The organism is Gemmatimonadota bacterium, assembly GCA_009835325.1.
Classification (GTDB): domain Bacteria; phylum JAAXHH01; class JAAXHH01; order JAAXHH01; family JAAXHH01; genus JAAXHH01.
In genome coordinates, this window is the sequence record VXWP01000083.1 from 53,414 (window position 1) to 70,923 (window position 17,510).

17 protein-coding genes are annotated in these 17,510 nt (G+C 61.9%); 15 read left to right on the forward strand and 2 right to left on the reverse strand.

Annotated elements, in window-relative coordinates:
• Positions 1-14: 14 nt before the first annotated feature.
• A complete protein-coding gene (locus F4Z81_11135) occupies positions 15-1,472 on the reverse strand; it encodes a GHMP kinase (protein ID MXW05608.1) in 1,458 nt (485 codons plus the stop codon).
• 260 nt (positions 1,473-1,732) lie between these two features.
• Between F4Z81_11135 and F4Z81_11140 the strand changes: the two genes are divergently transcribed.
• From F4Z81_11140 to F4Z81_11210, 15 genes are all read left to right on the forward strand, one after another.
• Positions 1,733-3,943 (forward strand): AAA family ATPase, encoded by a 2,211-nt coding sequence (locus F4Z81_11140; protein MXW05609.1) that lies wholly within the window; start codon positions 1,733-1,735, stop codon positions 3,941-3,943.
• A 70-nt stretch (positions 3,944-4,013) separates the two neighbouring features.
• Positions 4,014-4,298: an Asp-tRNA(Asn)/Glu-tRNA(Gln) amidotransferase subunit GatC gene (gene gatC, locus F4Z81_11145; protein ID MXW05610.1), complete on the forward strand. Its 285-nt coding sequence runs from the start codon at positions 4,014-4,016 to the stop codon at positions 4,296-4,298.
• A 7-nt stretch (positions 4,299-4,305) separates the two neighbouring features.
• A complete protein-coding gene (gene kdsB, locus F4Z81_11150) occupies positions 4,306-5,076 on the forward strand; it encodes a 3-deoxy-manno-octulosonate cytidylyltransferase (GenBank protein MXW05611.1) in 771 nt (256 codons plus the stop codon).
• Positions 5,073-5,903 (forward strand): 3-deoxy-8-phosphooctulonate synthase, encoded by an 831-nt coding sequence (gene kdsA / locus F4Z81_11155; GenBank protein MXW05612.1) that lies wholly within the window; start codon positions 5,073-5,075, stop codon positions 5,901-5,903. Before kdsB ends, kdsA begins: the two co-directional genes overlap by 4 nt.
• A gap of 19 nt (positions 5,904-5,922) precedes the next feature.
• Positions 5,923-6,819: a lysophospholipid acyltransferase family protein gene (locus F4Z81_11160; protein MXW05613.1), complete on the forward strand. Its 897-nt coding sequence runs from the start codon at positions 5,923-5,925 to the stop codon at positions 6,817-6,819.
• Between the two features lie 148 nt (positions 6,820-6,967).
• Positions 6,968-7,594 (forward strand): LPS export ABC transporter periplasmic protein LptC, encoded by a 627-nt coding sequence (gene lptC, locus F4Z81_11165; protein MXW05614.1) that lies wholly within the window; start codon positions 6,968-6,970, stop codon positions 7,592-7,594.
• Positions 7,491-8,981 carry a hypothetical protein gene (locus tag F4Z81_11170; GenBank protein ID MXW05615.1) on the forward strand — a complete coding sequence of 497 codons (1,491 nt, stop codon included), beginning with the start codon at positions 7,491-7,493 and terminating at the stop codon, positions 8,979-8,981. Before lptC ends, F4Z81_11170 begins: the two co-directional genes overlap by 104 nt.
• A 21-nt stretch (positions 8,982-9,002) precedes the next feature.
• On the forward strand, positions 9,003-9,737 hold the full coding sequence (lptB, locus tag F4Z81_11175) for an LPS export ABC transporter ATP-binding protein (protein ID MXW05616.1): 735 nt from the start codon (positions 9,003-9,005) through the stop codon (positions 9,735-9,737).
• 15 nt (positions 9,738-9,752) lie between these two features.
• On the forward strand, positions 9,753-11,177 hold the full coding sequence (rpoN, locus tag F4Z81_11180) for an RNA polymerase factor sigma-54 (protein ID MXW05617.1): 1,425 nt from the start codon (positions 9,753-9,755) through the stop codon (positions 11,175-11,177).
• 48 nt (positions 11,178-11,225) lie between these two features.
• Entirely contained in the window at positions 11,226-11,528 is a 303-nt protein-coding gene (raiA, locus tag F4Z81_11185; protein ID MXW05618.1) for a ribosome-associated translation inhibitor RaiA, read from the forward strand.
• A gap of 10 nt (positions 11,529-11,538) precedes the next feature.
• Positions 11,539-12,522 (forward strand): HPr(Ser) kinase/phosphatase, encoded by a 984-nt coding sequence (hprK, locus tag F4Z81_11190; GenBank protein MXW05619.1) that lies wholly within the window; start codon positions 11,539-11,541, stop codon positions 12,520-12,522.
• 38 nt (positions 12,523-12,560) lie between these two features.
• Positions 12,561-12,824 (forward strand): HPr family phosphocarrier protein, encoded by a 264-nt coding sequence (locus F4Z81_11195; GenBank protein MXW05620.1) that lies wholly within the window; start codon positions 12,561-12,563, stop codon positions 12,822-12,824.
• A gap of 1 nt (position 12,825) precedes the next feature.
• A complete protein-coding gene (ptsP, locus tag F4Z81_11200) occupies positions 12,826-14,586 on the forward strand; it encodes a phosphoenolpyruvate--protein phosphotransferase (protein ID MXW05621.1) in 1,761 nt (586 codons plus the stop codon).
• Positions 14,587-14,623: 37 nt separating this feature from the next.
• Positions 14,624-15,598 carry a phytanoyl-CoA dioxygenase family protein gene (locus tag F4Z81_11205; GenBank protein ID MXW05622.1) on the forward strand — a complete coding sequence of 325 codons (975 nt, stop codon included), beginning with the start codon at positions 14,624-14,626 and terminating at the stop codon, positions 15,596-15,598.
• Positions 15,595-16,311, forward strand: coding sequence for a hypothetical protein (locus F4Z81_11210; GenBank protein MXW05623.1), 717 nt, complete (start codon positions 15,595-15,597; stop codon positions 16,309-16,311). The genes F4Z81_11205 and F4Z81_11210 overlap by 4 nt, the downstream gene beginning before the upstream one ends.
• A 47-nt stretch (positions 16,312-16,358) precedes the next feature.
• Here F4Z81_11210 and F4Z81_11215 read toward each other — a convergent pair whose 3' ends face one another.
• Positions 16,359-17,477: a TRAP transporter substrate-binding protein gene (locus F4Z81_11215; protein MXW05624.1), complete on the reverse strand. Its 1,119-nt coding sequence runs from the start codon at positions 17,475-17,477 to the stop codon at positions 16,359-16,361.
• Between the last annotated feature and the right edge of the window lie 33 nt (positions 17,478-17,510).

Genomic DNA, 17,510 nt, shown 5'->3' on the forward strand with positions numbered 1-17,510 from the left:
CCCGCCGTGAATGTTCAGGGGATCCGATAGACGCGGTGCCCGAATTCGAGGGCACCGGGCGAAGTTCCGGTGAAGAGTTCGGCCTCGATCCCGGTCGCTTCGCCGTAACGTTCCAGCAGATGATCCAGGTGGTCGAACATGCGGTCGTTTCCCGCGACGGCGACCGTCCCGCCTGCTCCTCCGCCCGTAATCCTGGCGCCGTAGAATCCGGCTTCCACCCCCAGTTTCCTTACTTCCCGGACGATCCAGGCCGTTTCGGTGGACCCGAGCCCGCACCGGTGCGTGTAACTCCAGTCCGAGGCGAACATCAGCCTGCCCGCCCGTTCGAGTAGTGCCGGTTTTTCGGAAGACCCCGCCCGCCGGATGCACTCGGTGAAGTCGGTCACCCTACGGTGTTCGTACACCGGGTGTTCCACGCGGCTGCGCACCTTGTACACGACCTCCGGGACGACGGTCGTCACGGGATCGGGCGTGGTTCCGTAACGCCGCATGAACACCCGGCCCGAGATGCTAGATGGCAACAGGGACCGGCAGGAATGCACATATTCGGACGTGGACAGGTTGCACAGGTAGCCCAGGGGGAGATGCGCGGCGGCTCCGTTGCCGGACCGCACCTGATCCCGCAGGATCGCCAGGCCCATGAACGCGCCGATTCTGCTGTTCGTATACCGCGCGCCCTTGATTTCACGGCGGATGCCGGAGTTGATGCCGATAAAGCGTATCCCGTCCGGGATCGGAATCTGTTCCCGCACGGTATGGGGCTGGCAAAGCAGGGAAAGGAGATGGCCCCGGGTACCCATTGCGCAGGTGACCTGGTCCATGATGCCGCAGGCCGCGCCGACCAAGTGGTTTTCCACCTTCTGGGAAAGGACGGCCAGCGTCATCCCGTCCAGGTTGATACCGTAAAGCAAGTTCAGTCCATGCATGGCCGCGATTTCCAGCGCGGCCGACGAGGACGCGCCGACCCGAAGCGGTATGTTGCTCCCCAGCACGATCGTGGCGCCGTGGGGGAATCGTTCCATATGCCCTTCGCCCTGCAGCACACTGAAAGCCCCGGCAACGTAGGCCGCCCAGGCGGATTCCGGCGTGCTGGAGAAACGCCGTTTTACGGATTCGTAATCCACGGTGCCCGAACCCGGCGCCAGGTCGTCGAGCGCCAGCGTAACGTCCGGAGAAAGGCCCAGTTCGTCCACGCCGGCGCTGTGCACGACCACCTTCCGGTCGTCCCTGGCCTGAAGGCCCATCAGAACAGCACGGTCGAGGGTCATCTCGCAGACCAGCGAACCGCTGTAGTCCGCGATGCCGCCCATGCAGTCGAGCCGCGCGGGCGCCCGCACGACGTAAATCGGTTTCCGTACCGCGAAGCGCATCCCCAGCGGGCCGAACGGACTCTCCGGCGAACAGGCCAGGGCGTGCTCGAAGGCCTCCGCGTCGGCGGGCAGGTTTCCACGATCCGTCAGGCAATCCAGCATTTGCAGCGATCCCGCGTTTCATGCTCCGGACAAACAGGTTGGAAACGATCCGCCTTAATATATCCGACTGCCCCGGATATTCAACGAAACTTTGGCTCGGACGTCCTTCGACGGTCGTCGCCCGGGCCATGATTGTATTGACAGGACCGATTTTGGCCGTGTATTATGATATCGCCCTGCTCACCGAAATTTCCAGATGGATGAAGCTGGCTGAATTCCGGGTGGACTGTCCTTCTCTCTTGGCCGTTTGGGAACGGTGAATGAACCTCGCTGGCGAACTGAATCCCGCTCAAGTCAAGGCCGCGTCCTATGTCGATGGGCCGTTGCTTGTGCTCGCCGGCGCCGGCAGCGGCAAGACCCGGGTGTTGACCTTCCGGATCGCTTACCTCGTCGAACATCTCGGCATCGAGCCCTATCACATCCTGGCGGTCACCTTTACCAATAAGGCGGCCGCCGAGATGAAGGACCGGATCGACCGGATGCTCGGGCAGGGCGACGTCCCCCAGTGGGTGGGCACCTTTCATTCCCTCTCGGCCCGGATACTGCGCCGTGAAGCGGAGATCCTGGGGTTCCGCCGCGATTTCGTGATCTACGACGGCGAAGATCAACTGGCCCTCATCCGCCGGATGATGAAGGAGCTGGAGATCTCCGACAAGCGCTACTCCCCCGAGGCGGTTCGCAGCTATATCAGCGGAGCCAAGGACCAGCTACTATCGCCCGACGAGTACAAGGCGCAGAACACGGATTTCTTTGAACAGCAGGTGGTTTCGCGAATCTATGACGCATATCAGCGCGCCCTGGAAGACTGCAACGCACTGGATTTCGACGATCTCATCATGCGGCTGGCGGTCGGTTATGCGTCACATCCGGATCTGCTCAACCGGTACCAGGAACGGTTCCAGTACATCCTGGTGGACGAATACCAGGACACCAACCGCGCCCAGTACGAATGGATCAACCGGCTGGCGCGCAAATACCGGAACCTGTGCGTGGTGGGGGACGACGACCAGTCCATCTACGCCTGGCGCGGCGCGGATATCCGGAACATCCTCGAGTTCGAAAAGGACTATCCCGAGGCGCGGGTCATCCGACTCGAACAGAACTACCGTTCCACCCGGCTGATCCTGAAGGCGGGTAACGAAGTCATCCGCAACAATAAGGGCCGCAAGGGGAAAGAGCTGTGGACGGACAACCCTGGCGGGGAGAAGATCGGCCTGGTCGAGACGATGGATGACCGGGATGAAGCCCGGTGGATATCCCGTAAGATCCAGGAGATGCGTAACGATTCCGGCCGGGTGCTGAGGGATTTTACCCTCCTCTATCGAACCAACGCGCAGTCGCGTACGCTGGAGGACGAGTTGCGCCGCGCCGGCCTGCCCTACGTGATCGTCGGCGGCGTCCGGTTCTTCGAACGGAAAGAAGTCAAGGACGTCCTGGCCTATCTGAAGGTCCTGGTCAACGGCCGGGATGCCATCAGCTTCCGACGTATGGTCAACACCCCCGCCAGAGGCATCGGCGCCGTCAGCGTGTCACGCGTCGAGCAACTGGCCGTCGAGCGGGGCATGGACTACCTGGAAGCGCTGTACCATGCCGGAGAGGCGGGCATTTCGGGTAAAGCGCACCGCGCCGCCTTGGAACTCGGGGAGTTTCTGCTGCGTCTCAGGTCGCGCCTGTCAGAGATATCGGGCGCGGAGGCGGCAAGGCGTGTGCTCGAAAAGACCGGCTACCTGCGGGCACTGGAACTGGAGGCCGCGAAAAACGTGGAGGCCGAGACCCGGGTGCAGAACGTGAACGAGCTGATGGCCGCCCTTGAAGAGGCGACCGAGCGGCCTGAGGAGGGACAGCCGGTCTCCGGGCTGGACGATTTCCTGGAGGAAGTGGCCCTGGTAACCGATATCGACCGGTGGGACGAATCCGTGGACTGCGTCACGCTCATGACCCTGCACAACGCCAAGGGCCTGGAGTTTCCCGTCGTCTTCATCACGGGCATGGAAGACGGCCTTTTCCCCATTTCGCGCGCCATGGAAAGCCCCACCGACCTGGAAGAGGAGCGGCGGCTCTGTTACGTGGGCATCACGCGCGCCCGGGAACGACTGTTCCTCACGCACGCCAATCTGCGTCGCAGGTTCGGGGGAACGCAGACCTCCCTGCGGTCCCGTTTCATCGACGAGATTCCCGACGACCTGGTTTCCGAGGAGCGCACCGGCCGGTTCTATTCGCGGTCGTCCTGGCCGCAGGAAGAAAAGGCCTCCGCCCCCCCGTTCGAAGACGATATCACGACCCCCCGGACCGTGGAGACGCCCATGGGCAGGGTGCGGATATCCCAGGGACAGGATGTCAAACACCCTATCTGGGGCAAGGGACGCATCATACAGGTCGCGGGAAGCGGGGACGACCTGCGGGCGACGATACGCTTCTCGGATACGACCAAGAAGGTGATCGTGAAATACGCTGCCCTGGAAATGATATAATGACAAATCGATGTATTGATATATTGAATAAGCGCCGGTCGATCCGGCGCATGCGAAGGGGCGACAAACCATGACGGTAACCGTCAAAGACGTCGATCATGTCGCGGCATTGGCCCACCTGAAGTTCTCGGATGAAGAACGGGAACAGCTGGTGGATCAGTTGAATGCCATACTCGCGTACATGGAGAAGCTCAATACGCTCGACACGACGGCCGCAGGTCCGACTTCCCACGTGCTGCAGCTGAAGAACGTCCTCCGCGACGACGAAGCCGGAACGTCGCTGAGCCAGGAAGAAGCGTTGCGGAACGCACCGGCGTCCGATCGCGGCCATTTCACGGTACCCAAGGTAATCTGAAGGCGATATGGGATCCGATATCCCGAGAATCACGGGTCTCATACCGGCCCGCTACGCTTCGACGCGTTTCCCCGGCAAGGCGCTGGCGCCCTTGCGGGGCAAACCGATGATACAGCATACCTACGAGCGGTCCAGCCGGGCGCGGTGCCTCACCGATCTGTACGTCGTGACCGACGACCGGCGCATAGCGGACGCCGTCCGCGGGTTCGGCGGCGAGCCGATCATGACCGCGCCGGATCACCCGAGCGGTACGGACCGGCTGGCCGCGGCCGTACGGGAGATGGATACGGACGTGGTCGTCAACATCCAGGGAGACGAGCCGCTGATCACGCCCGAAGCCATCGAAACGGTGGTGCAGCCCCTGATCGACGATCCGGACCTGCCCATGACGACCCTCGCGCACCGGATCACCAGGACGGAGGACCTGCTCAATCCCCACATGGGCAAGGTGGTCTTCGACGGACGGGGTCTGGCGCTGTACTTTTCCCGCTCGCCGTTGCCCTGGCCGGGGGCACGGCCGGACCGGGAGTACCTGCACGAACACCGGTTCTACAACACCGTGGGTCTCTATGGTTACCGGCGGTCGTTCCTGCTCACGTTCGCCGGGCTTGAACCGACGCCCCTGGAGCGGATCGAACGGCTGGAACAGTTGCGGGCCCTGGAAAACGGATACCGCATCACCGTACGACAAACCGACTACGCCCCACTTGGTGTCGATGTGCCCGAAGACCTGGTAAAGGCGGAACGCAGGCTGGCCGCGGAGGAAGATGCGTCGTGAAAGAAGTCGTCGTGGGAGACGTGGCCATTGGCGGCGGAAGGCCGCTGGCGCTGATCGCCGGGCCTTGCGTGATCGAGAGCGAGGCCGTGGTCATGGAGACCGCGGAACGCCTGATTACGGTCACCGGGCGCCTGGGCATCCCGCTCGTGTTCAAATCATCCTATGCGAAGGCGAACCGCTCTTCGGCAGCCTACTTCGCAGGGCCCGGGCTGCACGAGGGGTTGCGCGTACTCCGGAAAGTTCGAGAGCTCGGCGTGCCCGTGCTTTCTGACGTTCACGCGTTGCCTGAGGTAGAAGAGGCCGCGGAGGTCCTGGACGTTCTGCAGCTTCCCGCACACCTGTGCATGCAGACGGAACTCACCCTCGCCCTGGCCCGGACCGGAAAGCCCGTCAACGTAAAGAAGGGACAGTTCCTGGCGCCGGAAGACGTGGCGTCGGTCGTGTCCAAGATCGAAAGCACGGGCAACCGGAGCATCCTCCTGACCGAACGGGGCGTCTCATTCGGATATCACGACCTGGTCGCCGACATGCGGTCGCTGGCCATCATGCGCCGGACGGGATACCCCGTGGTATTCGACGCCACCCACGTGGTGAGGCTATACGGCCGTCCGAGCAGCGACGCGAGCGGCGGCACCCCTGAGTTCATCGAACCTCTATCCCGTGCCGCGGTGGCCGCGGGATGCGAAGCGGTATTCATCGAGACCCATCCCCGGGTTTCCGAAGCGCTGTGCGACGCCGCGAGCATGTTGCCGCTCGACCGCCTGGAACCACTGCTGCAAAGCCTCAAGGCGATCGACGAAGTCGTGCGGCCCCACACCGTGGATTGACTTCCATGCGAGTGCACTCTTGGCCTCTCTGATCAAGCGCATGCGAAATGCCGTGATCTATCAGGCGGTGTGCGCGATTATCGGCCTGATGAACGCGTTGCCGAGACGGCAGGCGTTGTCCGTCGGGGGGTGGATCGGCGGACTGGCGTACCTGGCCGCCCGCGGTCCCAGGCGCCTTGCCCTTTCCAATCTGACGCTGGCCTACGGCGAAGCGCAGTCGCGCGGGCAGATCAGGCGGCTGGGCCGGACTGTCTTCCGGGAGCTGGGACGGAATGTCGTGGATGTCGCCCGGCTGCCCCGGGTCACGGCGGAGAACGTGGATGGACTGGTCAGGGCCGATGGCCTGTCCCTCCTGGAATCGGCCTATGGCGAGGGGAAGGGCGTGGTAGCGGTCAGCGCCCACCTGGGCAACTTCGAACTGATGGGCGCGTTCCTGGCGCTCAAGGGATTCGCGGTAACCGTGGTAGCGGCCCCGCTTTACGATGCCAGGCTGGACGCGCTCCTGCGGGAGAACCGGGTGCGGAGCGGATTGGAAGTGGTGCCCCGCGACCGGGCAACTACCGCCATACTTCGCGCGCTGAGAAAAGGGCATGTGGTGGGGCTCCTGGTGGACCAGGATACCCGGGGTGCCGGCATCGCGGTCCCCTTCTTCGGCCACCCGGCGCGTACTCCGACCGGACCCGCGGTGCTGGCGGACCGAACGGGCGCGCCCATCGTGCCCATGGCCATTCGCCGTTTGCCGGACGACACGCATCTCGTGATGGTCCGGCCGCCGATCCGGCCCACCGGACGGACGCCGGAAGACGTGGAAACAACGACGAGGGCGTATACCGGGGAACTGGAACGGTTCATCAGGAAAGCGCCGTCGCAGTGGGTATGGATGCACGACCGCTGGAAGGCGTCCAAGGAGGCTTGACACGGCGCGCGTGGCGACCTGACAAGGCGTCCAAGGAGGCTTGACACGGCGCGCGTGGCGACCTGAAAAGGCGTCCAAGGAGGCTTGACACGGCGTCAACGGCCCAACTTGATCTTGCAGCTACGGATCAAACCAGGTATATTCAGTCATGCCGACTACCCACGATCTTCATGTTTCGCCCCGCCTGATTCTCCATGCATTCAAAAGGCACGCCCGTTACCGGCCGTGGCGCCTGGTCGTGGTAATCGTCCTGTGCGCGGCTGTCCTTTTCCCGGCCGCATGCCAACCCGTGGATCCGCCGGTTCCGGAAGAAGGCGCGCAGGATGCGCTGCCGGACCAGGAAGCGTGGAACACGACTATATACCTGAGTCGGGATGGCAGGCAGGAAGCCACGATCCGGGCCGGGCACCGCCTTTATTTTTCGGAAACCAACGTCACAGTCATCGATGAGGGTATCCACGTCGAGTTCTTTGAAGAAGACGGCAGCCTGGCCTCTACGCTCGAAGCGGAGTGGGGCGAAATCGACGGGCAGACCCACAACCTGCGCGTCCGGGGCGGCGTAACCGTCCACAGTACGGAACGGGGCACCCTGGAAACCGATTCCCTGACCTGGTTGAACGCGGCGAATCTCATCGTAACGGATGCCGCCGTACGATTGACCGGGGACACGGATGTCATTGCGGGCGATGGGTTTGAGGCCGATCCGGGCATGCGCGGATATATCATCCGGCGCAACATCAAAGGCCGTTTTCTGCCGGATGAACAACCGCAATGACCCCTTCGCAGCGCAGCACTTCGACCGCCGTCACGGGGGGCACGCATCCTTGACGTTCAACGGAAATTCCGGTATATTGTATCGTGGTACAGGGTCCGTCAGATGGTTGATTACGGTCTGCTGTTTCATCGTGCTTTCCGCTACTCAGGCAAGTGGCCAGGAGCGCCGCGAGCCGGTGCAAATCGAGGAAGCGGGCAGCTTCCGGGCTACCGGTGTCGACGAGGTTTTCGATCTGGCCGAGTCTGTGAGGCTCAAGCACGGAGATACCGTGCTGACGAGTGACCGGGTGAACTATGATCGCTTGAAAGGTATCGTACATCTTTTTGGAAACGTACGCATGATCCGCGGGACCACCACGCTCACCGCCGACGCCGCGGTGTACTATGAACAGGACCAGCGGGCTATCGGAGCGGGGCAGGTGAGGCTCGACGACACGTTGGACGGCGTGGTGCTGACGGGCAGTCGCATGGTATTCACCCAGGATCCCCATCGCGCCGTGGCGACGGGCAAGCCGAACATGACCTGGCGGCAAAACGAAAGCAGGATCAACATCGAGGGCTTTCGTCTTGAGTACTACTTCACTGAAACCAACTCCCTGCTGAAAGCACTGGCCGAGGAATCCGTCATCGTGGTGGACGAGGGCGAAGGCGTGACCATTTATTGTGATCACGCGGAGTATTTCAAGGCAACGGATAGCGCTCGTTTCAGCGGCGATCCCCGGCTGGTCAAGCGACTGGAAGGCGATGAGGGCGAAATCGTGGCGAACGGGAAAGGCATGGCCTACGCCTTCGAAGACCGGACCGCCGACGTGTTCGATTCGGTCAGCGTCGTGAAGGGAACGCTGGAGGGGATCTGCGATACGTTGCGCTTCGACAGCGAAGGCCAGCAGATCGATCTCCTCGGCAACCCGGTGATCCGGAGCGTTCACAGCGAGATCACCGGGGATGAGATCATCCTCGAAATGGAGGACGGCGAGGTCATACGCGCCCTGGTTACGGGCAACGCCCGGGGTTCCTATACCGCGGAAGAGCAAGAGGGGACGAATCTGGCGGACGATGTGGCGGACCGGACGGCCGGCCAGGCAGACAACCAGACCGACCAGACTGACCAGGCGGAACAGGCGGAACAGGCGAACCGCAGTACCATTGAAGGCCGCAGTATGGTCGTGGACTTCGAGGGCGAATCGGTCAGGATGATTACCGCGCAAGGGAACGCGGTGAGTACCTACAATCCGTCTGCGCTCGAAGGTGGCTCTACCGGCCACAACGTGGTCCGGGCGAAGGAAATCGTGATCGAACTGAATGAAGGCGAACCGGTCAAGGTGAACGCGGACGGTGGCGTGGACGGGTCCTATCTCAACCCTGAAGACGAGGACGGAAACCGTTGAATCGGAGGATCCGTGCAGTGCCTGCGAGCTGAGAACCTGGTAAAGTCCTACCAGAGTCACCGCGTCGTCGACGATGTGAGCCTGCGCGTAGACCAGGGCGAGGTGGTCGGACTGCTCGGCCCGAACGGGGCGGGGAAGACCACCTCGTTCTATATGATCGTCGGCATGATCAAGCCAGGGTCGGGACGGGTGCTCATCGATGACCGCGAGACCGGGAAAAGCCGGAACATTACGCGGTGGCCGATGTACCGCAGGGCCCGTGTGGGGATCGGCTACCTGGCCCAGGAACCGTCGATCTTCCGCAGGATGACGGTGGAACAGAACCTGATGTCCATACTCCAGACCTTGCCCATGACCCGCAAGGCAAGGCGCCGGAAGATGGAGGATCTGCTGGAGGATTTCGGCATCGCGCATCTGGCCAAGCACAAAGCCTATACCCTGTCGGGCGGCGAGCGGCGAAGAACCGAGATCAGCCGCGCCCTGGTGACCGAACCGAAGTTCATTCTGCTCGATGAGCCCTTCGCCGGCATCGATCCCATTGCCGTCGAGGATATTCAGAGGCTCATCGGACGCCTCAAGGAACGAAAACTGGGCATCCTGGTCACGGATCACATGGTACGGGAAACGTTGCAGATCACGGACCGATCCTATATCATGGCCGACGGCCGGATTTACATATCGGGTACGGCCAAGGACCTGGCCGAGGACCCCGAAGCGCGCCGTATCTACCTCGGCGAGCGGTTCCGCCTGGAGTAACCGGAAGGCACGCCCATGGAATTTCAACTTCAGCCCCAGACCAGACAGCAGTTTTCTCCCCAGTTGATGTACTCGCTCAAGCTGTTGCAGTACACCACGTTGGAACTCGAGCAGGAAATCAAGGAGAAGATCGAGGAGAATCCGCTGCTGGAACTCGAGGAAGAGGCGGGAGAGGCGGCGGAGGACCCCACGGGCGAACCCCTGGCGGAGGAACCCGCGTCCGAACGGGACCGAATCGATTGGGATGCCTACATTCAGGACGGCATGCACAACCAGATGGATGCCCGTGAAGAGACGGAAAAAAGGGAAGATCAGCACATACTGGAACGGGAAGGAAAGTCGGATACGACGCTCACCGAGTACCTGATCGAGCAATTGCGTCTTCTCGACCTCTCCGCCCGGGACCGCGAAATCGGGGAATACCTGATCGGAAACCTGAATGACAGCGGTCTCCTCGACGTCCCACTGCTGGACCTGGCGCTGGAGTCGAGCGTGTCGTTCGACGAGGCGGAACGGGTGCTGAAGGTCGTGCAGACCCTCGAGCCTACCGGCGTCGGCGCGCGGGACCTGCGAGAGAGTCTCATGCTTCAACTGGAAGCGTTGAACTTGAGCGATTCCCTAGCATACCGGTTGGTATCGGAACACTGGCGCGACGTCAAGTTGCGGCGCATCGCTTCGATTCGAAAGAAGATCAGGGCGTCCGAGCAGGAAATCGGCGACGCCCTGAACGTGATCGCCGGACTCAATCCCCATCCAGGGCTGGCCGTCAGCGATTCATCCGTTATCGCCATACATCCCGACCTAATCGTCGAGAAAGTAGACGGCGAGTACCTCGTCTACCTCAACGATCGCAATCTGCCCAGGGTGCGTGTCAGCCATGCCTACCATGCCATCCTCAACCGTAACGCGCAATCCTCCGACGAAGACAGGCGTTACGTGAGGCGCAAGCTGACCGAGGCGAACCACTTTGTCAACTCCATCGAACAGCGGCGGTCAACCCTGTTGAAGGTGACGAATTGCATCGTCAGGGCCCAGCGCGAGTTCCTGGATGCGGGCCTTACCAGTCTCAAGCCGATGATTCTGCAGGAAGTGGCCGACGAGGTGGGTCTGCATGTGACGACCGTCAGCCGGGCCACCCAGGGCAAGTACGTACAGACGCCCCGGGGCATTTTCGCGCTGAGGTTCTTCTTCGACGGTCGATTGAAGAAAAAGACGGACGAGGAGACCGGGGAAGCCGCGGCGGGCCAATTGGCGACCAAGACGGTCAAAGACCGCATCGCGCGGATCATCGAGGAAGAAGACGCGCGCGCGCCGTTGAGCGACCAGGCGATAGAGGAGATTCTCCGCACGAAGGAAGGCGTGCAGATCAAGCGGCGGACGGTGGCGAAGTACCGCGAGAACCTGGGAATACCCATTGCGCGGATGCGCAGAAGGATCTGACCCGATCAGCCATACAGCAGATCAGCCATACAGCGAAGGGAGGCGAACGTGCAGAAATCCATGACGGCCCGACACTGCGAACTGGCAGACGCCTACAAGGAGCATGCGGACAGAGAGATCGACCGTTTGAACAGATACAGCGACAACATCCTGAGTGCGGACCTTATCGTCTCGCAGGAAAAATACCGGTACATGGTTGAACTGAACGTGCACGTCGGAGGGCACGTCCTGACCAGCAAAGAGGAGAACGCCGAAGCCTACACGGCCCTTGACCAGGCGGTCAACAAGATGGAAACCCAATTGAAAAAGCACAACGGCAAGCTGCACGATCACAGAACCCGGCGTCACTAGGTAGCGGACGATGGCCACGACATCGCCCCTGAAATCGCGCGTCCTGCTGATCAAGAACCTGGTAGAGCAGGTCGACCTGAAACTGTCCCCGTTGACGGGTGAAACGGGACTGTCCAGGAAGATAACGAACGCGGAGACGAATCGCCCCGGACTCGCGTTGGCGGGATTTGTCGAGCGGTTTTCCAGCAACCGGATCCAGATCCTGGGGGAGACCGAGTTATCCTACCTGAACAGTCTGCCCGCGGACCAGCGGCTTGCGTCGCTGGACCGGCTGTTCGACCAGGGTTTTCCCTGCATGGTGATAACGAAGGGCATGGATCCGCCGCGGGAATTGACCGAGACCGCCGAACGGTTCGATACCGCCGTCCTGGGTACTTCACTGACGACGGATGCCTTCACGCAGTCCTTGATCGAGTACCTGGAACCCTATTTCGCACCGATGACGACCGTGCACGGCGCCCTGGTCGACGTGTACGGCGTGGGTCTCCTGTTCACGGGACGCAGCGGAATCGGCAAAAGCGAAACGGCCCTGGACCTGGTGGAACGGGGCCACCGGCTGGTTGCCGACGACGTGGTTACGGCATACCGGATGCGGCGCGGCGTCATCATGGGTACGAGCAACACGATCACGCAGCATTTCATGGAAATACGCGGCGTCGGCATTATCGACGTCACCAGCATGTTCGGCATACGCAGCATCCGCGTGCGCAAGCGGATAGAAGTCGTCGTAAACCTGGAGGACTGGAACAGCGACGAGGTCTACGAACGGACGGCGCTCGATGAGAAGACCACGACTTTGCTCGACGCGGAACTGCCCTATGTCCGGATTCCCATCAATCCGGGCAAGAACCTGACGGTTATTTCCGAGGTCGTCGCACTCAGGCATCTCCTGAAGGTCGTTGGGATCAACCCGGCGTCCATATTGAATCAGCGGGTGCTGGAGGTCATGAAGGAAGGCGAAAAGGTACGGTATCGCAGGGAAGACTACGAGTAGAAGCATGTCACGCAGGGCTGAATGGATCGGGCAGCGACTTGATAAGGAAAACCGTTTCCGTAAAGAACAGGAAGGGGTTGCACATGCGACCCGCCGAGCAACTGGTTCGCACGGCGTCCAGATTCAAGTCGGAAGTCACGCTGGTCAAGGACGACATTCCGGTGAATGGCAAGAGCATCCTGGGGGTCATGATGCTGGCCGCGGAGCACGGCAGTTCCATTACGGTGGAGATCGATGGGCCGGACGAAACGGATGCCCTGAAGGCGATATCCGACATGTTCGACCAGGATCAGGAGCCGTAATATGAGCGAAGAGCGCCGCGTACTGAAAGGCATTCCGGCATCGCCGGGCATCGCCATAGGCCGCGCTTTTATCTACAATCGCCGCTTCGCCGCCATAAACCAGCGTTCGATCCCCGCCGACGGCGTGGAGGCGGAGATTCTTCGATTCCGTACCGCCGTCGACGAGGCGTTGGACGACCTGACCCGGTTGCAGCGCCGCATCGCAGTGGATTTCGACCAGGACGTAGGGAAGATCTTCCGCGCGCACCAGGCCGTACTTGAAGACCCCGAAGTGGTGGACGTCACCATCGTGCGCATCCGGCGTGAGTTGACCAACGCGGAGTATATCTTCGACGATGTGATGCGGGGCTGGATCGCCAATTACTCTTCGATCGAGAATCCGTTCTTCCGGGAACGTACCGCCGATTTCGAGGACGTGCATTATCGGGTCCTGGCGAAACTCACGGGCAGCTCGCAAAGCGGGATTGAGGCCACGGACGGGGAGATCGTGCTCGTGGCGCACAGCCTGTCCCCTTCGGACACCGCGGAACTGGACCGGGACGCGGTCTGCGGCTTCATTACCGATGCCGGCGGTCAGACGTCACACACGGCGATCGTCGCCCGCGGCCTGGCCGTGCCAGCAGTGGTCGGCACCAACATCGCCACCCAGGCCATATCGGACGGCATGATGATCATCATCGACGGCAACAGCGGGATGGTCCATCTCGATCCGGATGCCGATACGATCGGGCGGTACCGGGAAACGAAGTCTCAGCTATCGGTGCTGGAGCATGAGCTGCAGGAACTCCACGACCTGCCCGCGGAGACGCGGGACGGAAGGCGCATCGAGCTGTCGGCGAATATCGAACTTCCGGCTGAACTGGAAGACGCCCTGAACCACGGCGCGGACGGCATCGGCCTGTACCGTACCGAGTTTCTCTATCTGGTTCGCAACGAATTGCCGTCCGAAGAAGATCAGACCCGGACGTACCAGCGCATCGCGCGGCGCATGGCGCCGAACCACGTGATCATACGGACGCTGGACCTCGGGGCGGACAAGATGCCGAAGCAGATGCCGGACGAAGCCAATCCTGCCCTGGGCCAGCGCGGTATCCGGCTCTGTCTTGACCGGCCGGAAATGTTCAAGGTACAGTTGCGCGCCATCCTGAGGGCCGGTGCGGATGGCAACGTGAGTCTCATGTTCCCCATGATATCGGGATTGCAAGAGCTCAGGAGGGCGAAGGCGCTTTTTGAAGAAGCGCGGAACGAACTGCTGGAGGACGGGGTGCCCGTCGACCAGTCGATGCCGGTCGGAATCATGGTCGAAATCCCTTCGGCGGCTCTGACGGCCTACGACCTGGCGAAGGAGGTGGACTTCTTCAGCATCGGCACGAACGACCTGATCCAGTACACCGTGGCGGCCGACCGGGGCAATCCGAGCATCGCCTCCCTGTACAACCCGTGCCATCCGGCCGTGCTCCGCCTTGTCGCGTCGGTGATCGACGCCGCGCATGACAACGATATCTGGGTGGGCGTGTGCGGCGCCATGGCCGCGCACCCCCTTGCGGCCTGCATACTGCTCGGTCTCGGCGTTGACGAGCTCAGCATGAGCCCCATAGATATCCCCGAGATCAAGAGCCTGATCCGCTCGGCGGATTACCAGGAGCTCAAAACCATTACCCGGGAGGCGCTGGACCTGTCCACGTCGGAAGAGATCATGCGTTTCCTGAAACCCCACCAGCCGAAGACCGAGCTGGACGTGTCGGACATGATGCGCATCTGACGGCCGGGTGTGGACCTGGGAACATGAGAGGCGTACAATGGGTTTTACAAAGGCAGAAACCACGCAGTTCGATACGCGGGGATACGTGGTCAAAGCCGGGTTGCTGTCTGAAGTCGTTTTGCGGCCGTTGATCCTCGCCCTGAGTGACATCGTGGACGAAGGCGCGCGCCGGCTGCACGGCGAGGGAAAACTGGCCAGTGCCTACGAGGAAGAGGGGTTCGAGACCCGGTTGGCGCAGATTTACAAGGAGTCCGAAGAAGCCGGCGAGGCCGTCCTGGCGATGATCATGGGCCGGGGTGGTGGACAGTTCAACGGCGAGTCGATGCTGGAGTTGTTGCGGAATACGGAATTGGTAGACTGTGTTTCAGATCTTATCGGACCGGACATCGTGGGCGCCTCCGCCTATCGTATCCGTCCGAAGCTCCCGGGGCATACACGGACGGAAGTACCGTGGCACCAGGACTCCGGTTACTTCCTGCCCCATTGCGACCGTCACCTGATCGTGACCTGCTGGATCCCGCTGGTCGACACGACGGTGGAAAACGGCTGCCTGAACGTGATTCCCGGAGTCCACAAGGGTGGCGTGTTCCGGCATTACACCGGCGGGCACGGCGGCTACCTGGAGATCCCCGGGGACGAATTGCCGGAGAACCAGCCCATTCCCCTGGAGATGAAACGGGGCGACGTCCTGTTCATGACCAATCTGACCCCCCACGCCTCCTTCGTAAACCATACCGGGATCGTTCGCTGGAGTATCGACTTGCGGTATCAGTCCATGGACGCGCCGAACAACTCGGAGGAGGATCCGGAGACCTACACGCCGGAACGGGATCCGGTCACCATGGCCTGCTATCCGAGCGAGGCCGACTTCGTGATCCGGGATTCGAGTCATCCCGAGCGGGAGGTCACGACGCCGGAAGCCTTCAGGGAACTGCGCGACCGCTACCACGAGGCGAAGCCCTATAACCCGGGCAGGGGCTGGACCCGTCTCAAGGACAGGAAAGAGGCATGAACCCCACAATCACCCGATACATGCGTGCACCGTACAGTGCGCCCAACGGCCTGCAGGTCACCGATGAAGGCCTGTGGGTCGTCGATCAATTCACCGATCGCATCGCGCTCCTCGCCCTGGAAGCGCCCCATGAGTACGGTGCCAGCAGGATACTGCGCGAGCTGCCGACGGAGTCCTCCAACACGAGCGGGATGTCGTATGGCGAAGGTGGGCTGTGGCTGGCCGCGAACGGCCCGGGCGAACGGTGGCGTTTCTCGAAGGAGACCGACGCGCCGCCCGGGACGGGCGAGATCCTCAAGGTCGACCCGCGTACCGGCGCTACCCTGCTGCGCCGGCCGCTTCCAGCCCCCGGCGGCACCCATGGCCTGGACTACGATTTCGTGGAAACCGGCACGATCTGGTTGAGCACGCTAAAGGAGAAGACGCTCACGCAGGTCCGTATCCCGGACTGGTCGATAAAGCGCGTCATTCCGCTGCCCTACGACGCCGGCCACGGCGTCGTGAGGACCGGTGATAACGCCCTGTGGATGGTGTTCAAGGTGGACCGCGTCATCGCGAAGATGGACGTCGAGACCGGAGACGTGCGCGACGAGATCCACATCGGACCGGAACATCCGGAACCGCACGGCCTGGCGCGTTGCGGAAACGACCTGCTGTACTGCGATGCGATGACGGGCTGGATCGCCCGGATCGAAGGCGTTTTCGACGGATAGCGGCAGCGTCCTGCCGCCTCATCGCCCTGCCGCCCCACCCCATGGCCCTACCCCATGGCGCCCGAGTAGTAGATCTTCTCTCCCAGGTCCGTCCATCCGGTGACCGTGTTCCGGAAAGCAGTGAAGGACTCGTACACCCGCCTGCTGTCTTCGTCCGTTTCGACGAGCTGGGCGATGACTTCTTCCGAGTATCCCTTGAGGGTCGTGAGCACGGTATCCGGAAAGCGCCTGAGCTGTACCCCTTCTTCGTTGACCAGCTTCTGAAGGTATTCGTTATTCCTGGCGTCGAATTCGGACAGCACCCAGTGCGTCGACCGCGCCGCCGCGGTCCGGATCACCGTCTGCAGATAGGCCGGAAGTTCCTCGAAAGCACTCTTGTTGACCATGAGTTCCGTCACGGTGCCCGGCTCATGCCACCCCGGATAGTAGTAGTACTGGGCCGCCCGGTAGAAGCCCATGAGGTAGTCGTGGTACGGGCCGATCCATTCGGTGGCGTCGATGACCCCGCGTTCGAGGTTGGTATAGATCTCGCCGACGGGGGACAGAATGGCCGAACCGCCCGCCCGCTTGATCACGTCACCGCCCAGGCCCGGTATCCGCATCTTCAGTCCCTGGAGGTCGTCGGCGGTGTTGATTTCCTTCCTGAACCAGCCTCCCATCTGGAAGCCGGTATTGCCCGCGGGCATGGGGATCAGGTTGAATGGGGCGTAGATTTCCTCCCATAACTCCAGTCCGCCGCCGCTGTAGAGCCAGGCGGTGACCTGTTGCGCGTTCATCCCGAAGGGTACCGACGAAAAGAACTGGGTGGCAGGCGCTTTCCCCGCCCAGTAGTACGCGGCGCCGTGTCCCATTTCCGCCACACCCTGGCTGACCGCTTCGAATCCCTCGAGGGCCGGAATCAACTCGCCGCCCGCATACACCGTGATCTTCATCCTCCCCTCGGACATTTCCTCCACCCATTGGGAAAGGAGTCGCGCACTCTCCTGCAATATGGGCAGGTTCGGCGTCCAGGTGGTGACCATCTTCCACTCATAGGTCCTGTCCGTACGGATAGCGGGACCGCTGCTTTCCTGCCCGGATCCGCAACCAGCCATCAGTGCGGCCCCACCGGCCAATCCGGCCGTGGATGCCGTCTTCAGAAACTCGCGCCGTTTGATCTGGTCCATCCTCTTCCTCCATGAATCGGGTTAGTCCCGCGT